The organism is Methylobacterium sp. WL69 (genome assembly GCF_008039485.1).
Taxonomy (GTDB): domain Bacteria; phylum Pseudomonadota; class Alphaproteobacteria; order Rhizobiales; family Beijerinckiaceae; genus Methylobacterium.
The window spans coordinates 1-6,397 of the sequence record NZ_VRUZ01000152.1; the positions used below are offsets into that span (position 1 = coordinate 1).

The following is a 6,397-nucleotide window of genomic DNA, read 5'->3' on the forward strand; positions in this document are numbered from 1 at the left end:
AACCCATCCCCCGCCCGGCCTGAAGGCCCCCACATCCGGAGACGCAGTCATCATGGCCGTCGGAAGCAGCACCAGCACCACCCCCACGCAGACGGCCGCCGCCGCCACCGCCGCGAAATCCGCGAGCGGCGTCGCCGCCTCGATGAATGCCGACACGTTCCTGACCCTGCTCATGGCGCAGCTGAAGAACCAGGACCCGACGAAGCCGATGGATTCCACGGCCTATGTCGGCGAGCTCGCCACCTTCTCCCAGGTGGAGCAGGCGACGAAGACCAACGCCAAGCTCGACTCCCTGCTGTCCTCGAGCTTCCTCGCGCAGGCCGACCAGATCCTCGGCCGCACCATCACCTCGGCCGACGGCAAGATCACCGGTGAGGTCCAGTCCGTGAAGATCACCAGCGAGGGCGCCCTCGCCCGCCTCACCAACGGCCAGGACGTGCTCCTGGCCCAGGGAATCTCCCTGTCGCAGTGAGTCTCTCGCCGCGCCGTGAAACGGTGTAGGCAGGGCCGGACGCGGCGCGCCGGCCGTCGACCGCTTTTCGAGAAAGGTCCCCGGATGAACGAGGTCGATGCCCTCGAACTCGTGCGCGCCGCGATCTGGACCGTGATCGTCGGCGCCGGCCCCGCCATCGGCGCGGCGATGCTCATCGGCATCGCCATCGCCCTGCTGCAGGCGCTCACCCAGATCCAGGAGGTGACCCTCACCTTCGTGCCCAAGATCGTGGTGATCCTGCTCGTGCTGCTCATCACCTCGTCGTTCATCGGCGCGCAGATCTCGGCCTTCGCCGAGAACACCTACGGGCGCATCGTCACGGGGTTCTGAGGGGCATCGGCGGGCGGCCTCGCGCTCCACCGGCCGGACCGCCGTCGACCGTCAGGAATTGTAGGTCACGAGGGCGACCACCCAGGAGCCGTGCTCGTGGACCAGGGAGTGGGCCTCGGTGTCGTTCGTCGTGGCGCGATCGGGGTCGGACGGTTCGATCTCGTAGACGTCGTAGCTCGCCGCCGTGCTCGCGGGTCCGACGTGGCCGAAGCCGCGCGGCGCCCGCCGGAACTGGCGATCGAACAGGCAGACCGCGTCGACGGGCGAGGCCACGTCGCCGGCCTGCCCGAACCGGGCGGTGTCGCCGTAGACCCGTCCTGTAATCTTCTCGATCGCGATGAAGCGCGGCATGCCGTTCCCTGGGTGTCCTGCTCCGGCCGAGGTGGTGCCGCGGGACGCCCGGCGCAAGCGAGCGGCAACGGGCCGGTGCGCCCGGGTGGGACGCGCGTGCCCTACGACACCGCCGCCAGCTTGTCGGCCATGGACTGGTCCTTGTCCCGGCGCGACGAGAACGTCATGGTGAAGAACACCCGTTCCACGCCGAGTTCGGCGAGCCGGGCCTCGCAGGCCTCGGCGAGGGCGCAGATCTCGCCGAGCTCGCCCTCGATGTTGGTGCCGTTGGCGTGCATCTCGGCGGTGAGCGGGCTGGCGTCGAGGATCGCCTTGATCTCCCGCACGTAGGGCGAGACCGACGGGCCGACCCCCATGGGGACGATGCACAGATCGGCGACGACTTTCATGGGCGTGTCTCCCGGGTGCCCGGATTTCGGGCGAGGGGGCTTTCTATCATGTCCGGCCGGGGCGGAGCGATGACGGGGCACGCCCCCATCCCCACGCAAGCTTGAACCGCGACAAGACCCCGTTCATTCACGGGGTAGGCATCCGCCATGGCGGCAAGCGACGCGATCGTCCTGGAGCGCAGGTCCCAGCGGGATATCGGGTTCGCGGCGGGCATCGTCGCCATCCTGGCGATCCTGTTCCTGCCCGTGCCGGCGATCCTCCTCGATATCGGGCTGGCCTTCTCCATCGCCCTGTCGGTGCTGATCCTGATGGTGGCCCTCTGGATCAAGAAGCCCCTGGAATTCTCGGCCTTTCCCACGGTCCTGCTCATCGCGACCCTCCTGCGCCTGGCCCTCGGCATCGCCACCACGCGGCTGATCCTGGCCAACGGCCAGCACGGGGTCTCGGCCGCCGGTCACGTCATCCAGGGCTTCTCGCAGTTCGTCATGAGCGGCGACTTCGTCATCGGCATCGTGGTGTTCCTCATCCTCATCACGGTGAACTTCCTGGTCATCACCAAGGGGGCCACCCGCATCGCCGAGGTCGGGGCGCGCTTCACCCTCGACGCCATCCCGGGCAAGCAGATGGCCATCGACGCCGATCTCAACGCCGGCCTCATCGACGACAAGGAGGCGCAATCGCGCCGGCGCGAGCTGGAGGAAGAGAGCGCGTTCTTCGGCTCCATGGACGGCGCCTCGAAGTTCGTGCGCGGCGAGGCCATCGCCTCCCTCATCACCATCGCCGTCAACGTGTTCGGCGGCATCATCATCGGCACCACCCGCCACGGCATGCCGCTGGGCCAGGCGGCCGACGTGTTCACCAAGCTCTCGGTGGGCGACGGCCTCGTCTCGCAGATCCCGGCCCTCATCGTGTCGCTGGCGGCCGGCCTCCTCGTCTCGAAGGGCGGCACCCGCGGCACCGCCGAGCAGGCGGTGCTCGGCCAGCTCGGCGCCTATCCGCGCGCGCTCGCGGTCGCCGCCGCCCTGATGTTCATGTTCGCCCTGGTGCCGGGCCTGCCCTTCCTGCCGTTCATGGTGCTGTCGGGCCTGATGGCGTTCACCGCCTATGCCATCCCGAAGAAGATCGCCGCCCAGAAGGCCGTGGTCGACGCCAAGGCGCTCGCCGTCGAGGACCAGAAGCAGCTCGCCGCCCGCGAGTCCCTGTCGGTGAGGGAGTCGCTCAAGACCCCCGAGATCGAGCTCTGCCTCGGGCGCCAAGTCTCGGCCCAGTTCGCCACCTCGCAATCGGAGCTGTCGCACCGGGTCGCCAAGATGCGCCGCAAGTTCGCGCGCCAGTACGGTTTCGTCGTGCCCGAGATCAAGCTCACGGACAGCGTGGCGCTGCCCCCGAAATCCTACCAGATCCTCATCCACGGCACCGTGGCGGCGACCCAGGACCTCCGCCCCGGCCAGCTCCTCGTCGTGGTGGGCGAGGGGCCGGTGCCGGACGTGCCGAGCGACGAGGTCCGCGAGCCGGCCTTCGGCATGAAGGCGCGCTGGGTGCTCGATTCCTACGCGGCGGAGGTGCGGCGCGGCGGCTTCGAGCCCATCGACGGCGCCTCGGTGCTCCTCACCCACCTGTCGGAGGTGATCCGCAACAACCTGCCCCAGCTCCTGTCCTACAAGGACATGCGCGGGCTGCTCGACCGCCTCGACCCCGAGTACAAGCGCCTGCTCGACGAGATCTGCCCGTCGCAGATCTCGTATTCGGGTCTCCAGGCGGTGCTGAAGCTGCTCCTGTCCGAGCGGGTCTCGATCCGCAACCTTCACCTCATCCTCGAGGCGGTGGCCGAGATCACCCCGCATGCCCGCCGCGCCGAGCAGATCGCCGAGCATGTCCGCATGCGCATCGCCCAGCAGATCTGCGGCGATCTCGCCGAGAACGGGACCCTGGCGGTCCTGCGCCTGGGCGGTGCCTGGGACCTGTCGTTCCACCAGAGCCTGAAGCGCGACGCCAAGGGCGAGGTCGTCGAGTTCGACATCGACCCGCGCCTCGTCGAGCAGTTCGGCACCGAGGCCGGTGAAGCGATCCGCAAGCACATGCGCGAGACCCGCAGCTTCGCCCTCGTCACCGCGCCGGACGCCCGCCCCTACGTGCGGATGATCATCGAGCGGCTCTACCCGACGCTGGCCGTGCTCTCGCACCTCGAAATCGCCCGGGGCGTCGAGATCCGGTCCCTCGGGACGATTTCGTAGGGCCGCCGCCCATGAACGCCGCCGCGCCCGAAAGCGTCCTGGCCGCCTTCCTGATCTTCTGCCGGGTCGGCGGCTGCCTCCTCGTGGTGCCGGGATTCTCCAGTCCGCGCGTGCCGGCCCAGGTCCGCCTCCTCATCGCCCTCACCGCGTCGCTGGCCATGACGCCCCTGGTGCTGCCCCTGTTCCAGGGCCGGCTCGCGGCGCAGGACCCGGCCACCACCCTGGCCTGGATCGCCAGCGAGACCATGACCGGCCTCGTCATCGGCTTCCTCGGGCGGATCTTCTTCACGGTGCTGGAGACGATGATGAACGCCGCCTCCACCATGGTGGGGTTCGGCGGCATGCCGGGCGCCGTGGCCGAGGGCACCGATCCGGTGCCGGCGGTGGAGGCCCTGATCATGATGGCGGCCACCGCCCTGCTGTTCGCCGCCGACCTGCACTGGGAGCTGTTCCGCGGCCTCGTCGAGTCCTACGCCCGCCTGCCGCCGGGCGAGGGCATCGGCACCCAGGCCGCCCTGGTGCGGATCGTCGACCAGATCGGCATCGCCTTCGTGCTCGGCCTGCGCATCACCGCGCCGTTCATCGTCTACGCGGTCACGGTGAACCTAGCGGCCGGCTTCACCAACAAGCTCGTGCCGCAGATCCCGGTGTACTTCATCGCCACGCCATTCATCATGTTCGGCGGCCTGCTGCTGCTCTACTACCTCTCGAACGAGTTCATGACGCAGTTCCTCACGGGCTACGTCGACTACCTGCGGCGGGGCTAGTCTACGATGGAGAAAGCCGCGGCTCTATGGCTGACCGCATCGGATAGATCGGTCGCATCAGGCTCCCTCTCCTGGAAGGAGAGGGTTGGGGTGAGGTGTGTGGACTCTCCGAAAAGGTCCCACACCTCACCCTGTCCCTCTCCTTCCAGGAGAGGGGACCTGCGCCAAGCCTCCCGGTGCCGTGACGTCTCCCTTCACGGAGATGATCGGCTTGTCATTGGATCGACGGATACGGCTCCGACATGGCCGTGACCACCCGCCAGCGCCTGGAGCGCGCCCGCCGCCTGCTCGCCGTGCAGGAGCAGATGCGGGGGATCGCCGAGCGCGACCTCGCGGCGACCCGGCGCGATCTCGCCCGCGTCGAGGCCGACCGGGCCGCCATGCTGACGACGCTCGCGGGCGAGACCATGCACGGCCTGTTCCTCGACGCCGCCGCCCGCCGCCTCCGGGCGCTGGCGGGGGAGGCGACGCAGCTCGACGCCACCGCCGCGCGGCAGGCCGGGGCCGTGCGCGAGCGGGGCCTCGCCGAGAAGCGCAGCGAACGCCACGTGGAGGGTCTCGCGACGGTGCAGGCGCACGAGCGGGCCCAGCGCGCCATGCTCGAACAGCTCGACCTCCTCGCGGCCCGCGGGCCCGCGCACGACGGGCAAGCGACCGTCCCGCCGACGGACGAACGGGGCGCGTGATCCGCCGCAACCGCGGCCCGTGTCAGTTCGGGGGCGGGGACAGCTCGTAGGTGAAGGAGCCGGCGACGGTCACGGTGTCGACGCCGCTGCCGCGCTGCTGGACGTTGCTGGTGACGCGAACGGAGTGGATTCGACACTCCATCTTGAAGATATCCAGCAGCATCGCGCATTCCCGCGTCGAGGCCTGATAGAGGGCCTTGCGGGCGTCCTCACCCTGTTTGAGCTGGTCTTCGGCACCCATGCCCGACGTCAGCGGGATCTGCAGGCTCATGGAACTCTCGATGCGCAGGGCGCTCGGGCGCGATGCGGCGTCCCGAAACCGGGCCAGGCCCGGGTCGGCCTGGGCCGCGTGGGAGAGGCAGAGGGCGAAAGCGACGAAAGCGCCGAGTGATGTGGTCCGCACTGCACCTGTCCTTGTCCGATCGTCGTCCCGGTCCCGGGCCATAAGCCGGCACGCAAGGGTCGATCACATGGGTCGATCGCAAGGGTCGATGGCAAGGGCGGGGTGCGGGTTCCGCGCGAAGTCTGACATCACGGTTGCCAATGCCCTGCCGGCGACGCTCGAATCGAGGCCGAACCGGAACGCCCCCGGCTCAAGCCTCCCGCAAGCCACGGGGCCTATCCCTCGACGTCGACGATCTTCCTTCGACCTCCGCGGCACCCATGAGCATCTCCACGCCCACCGACATCGTCCTCGACGTGGTCCGCGCCGCCGATCCGGCCCGGTATCAGGAGGCGACGGCCAAGCTCGGGACGCCGGGGGCCGCGGACCCGGCCGCCTTCGGCGACGCCTACCGCATGGCCGGAACCTCGGTGCACATGCCGCTGGACCCGCGCTCGACCCTCACGGCGCTCCAGACCGACAACGTGGTCTCCGGGGCGGGCAAGATCGGCGATCCGTACAAGCAGTTCGAGGCCTTCGTCCTGCGCCAGTTCGTCGAGACCATGATGCCTTCGAAGGCCGCCTCGGTCTTCGGCAAGGGCAATGCCGGCGGCATCTGGAAGTCGATGCTCGCCGATCAGATCGGCACCCAGGTCGCCAAGGCCGGCGGCCTCGGCATCGCCAGGATGCTGGAGACCGCGCGCCCCCTCGACAAGACCGCCCCCACCGCTGGCGCCGGCAAGATTCCGTCCGGCGTCTGATCC

9 protein-coding genes are annotated in these 6,397 nt (G+C 69.4%); 6 read left to right on the forward strand and 3 right to left on the reverse strand.

Annotation, left to right across the window (positions count from 1 at the left end; genetic code table 11):
- Window positions 1–52 precede the first annotated feature (52 nt).
- A complete protein-coding gene (gene flgD, locus FV218_RS21655; RefSeq protein WP_056087709.1) occupies window positions 53–472 on the forward strand; it encodes a flagellar hook assembly protein FlgD in 420 nt (139 codons plus the stop codon).
- 84 nt (window positions 473–556) lie between these two features.
- Window positions 557–823: a flagellar biosynthetic protein FliQ gene (locus tag FV218_RS21660; RefSeq protein ID WP_056087705.1), complete on the forward strand. Its 267-nt coding sequence runs from the start codon at window positions 557–559 to the stop codon at window positions 821–823.
- A 51-nt stretch (window positions 824–874) separates the two neighbouring features.
- Here FV218_RS21660 and FV218_RS21665 read toward each other — a convergent pair whose 3' ends face one another.
- Window positions 875–1,174, reverse strand: a complete 300-nt coding sequence (locus FV218_RS21665; protein WP_147711515.1) for a hypothetical protein — start codon at window positions 1,172–1,174, stop codon at window positions 875–877.
- A 101-nt stretch (window positions 1,175–1,275) separates the two neighbouring features.
- Entirely contained in the window at window positions 1,276–1,563 is a 288-nt protein-coding gene (locus FV218_RS21670) for an MTH1187 family thiamine-binding protein (RefSeq protein ID WP_056087699.1), read from the reverse strand.
- Window positions 1,564–1,710: 147 nt separating this feature from the next.
- On the opposite strand from FV218_RS21670, the gene flhA reads away from it, so the two are divergent.
- The 3 genes from flhA to FV218_RS21685 all read left to right on the forward strand — a co-directional run bounded on the left by flhA (window position 1,711) and on the right by FV218_RS21685 (window position 5,251).
- A complete protein-coding gene (gene flhA, locus FV218_RS21675) occupies window positions 1,711–3,798 on the forward strand; it encodes a flagellar biosynthesis protein FlhA (RefSeq protein WP_056087696.1) in 2,088 nt (695 codons plus the stop codon).
- Between the two features lie 11 nt (window positions 3,799–3,809).
- On the forward strand, window positions 3,810–4,565 hold the full coding sequence (fliR, locus tag FV218_RS21680) for a flagellar biosynthesis protein FliR (protein ID WP_056087693.1): 756 nt from the start codon (window positions 3,810–3,812) through the stop codon (window positions 4,563–4,565).
- Window positions 4,566–4,807: 242 nt separating this feature from the next.
- Window positions 4,808–5,251 carry a hypothetical protein gene (locus FV218_RS21685; protein ID WP_147711516.1) on the forward strand — a complete coding sequence of 148 codons (444 nt, stop codon included), beginning with the start codon at window positions 4,808–4,810 and terminating at the stop codon, window positions 5,249–5,251.
- 22 nt (window positions 5,252–5,273) lie between these two features.
- Here the strand turns inward: FV218_RS21685 and FV218_RS21690 are convergent, their stop codons facing one another.
- On the reverse strand, window positions 5,274–5,654 hold the full coding sequence (locus FV218_RS21690) for a hypothetical protein (RefSeq protein ID WP_147711517.1): 381 nt from the start codon (window positions 5,652–5,654) through the stop codon (window positions 5,274–5,276).
- Window positions 5,655–5,914: 260 nt separating this feature from the next.
- Here FV218_RS21690 and FV218_RS21695 point away from each other — a divergent pair, with 260 nt between their 5' ends.
- Window positions 5,915–6,394: a rod-binding protein gene (locus tag FV218_RS21695; protein WP_056087689.1), complete on the forward strand. Its 480-nt coding sequence runs from the start codon at window positions 5,915–5,917 to the stop codon at window positions 6,392–6,394.
- The last annotated feature ends 3 nt before the right edge of the window (window positions 6,395–6,397 follow it).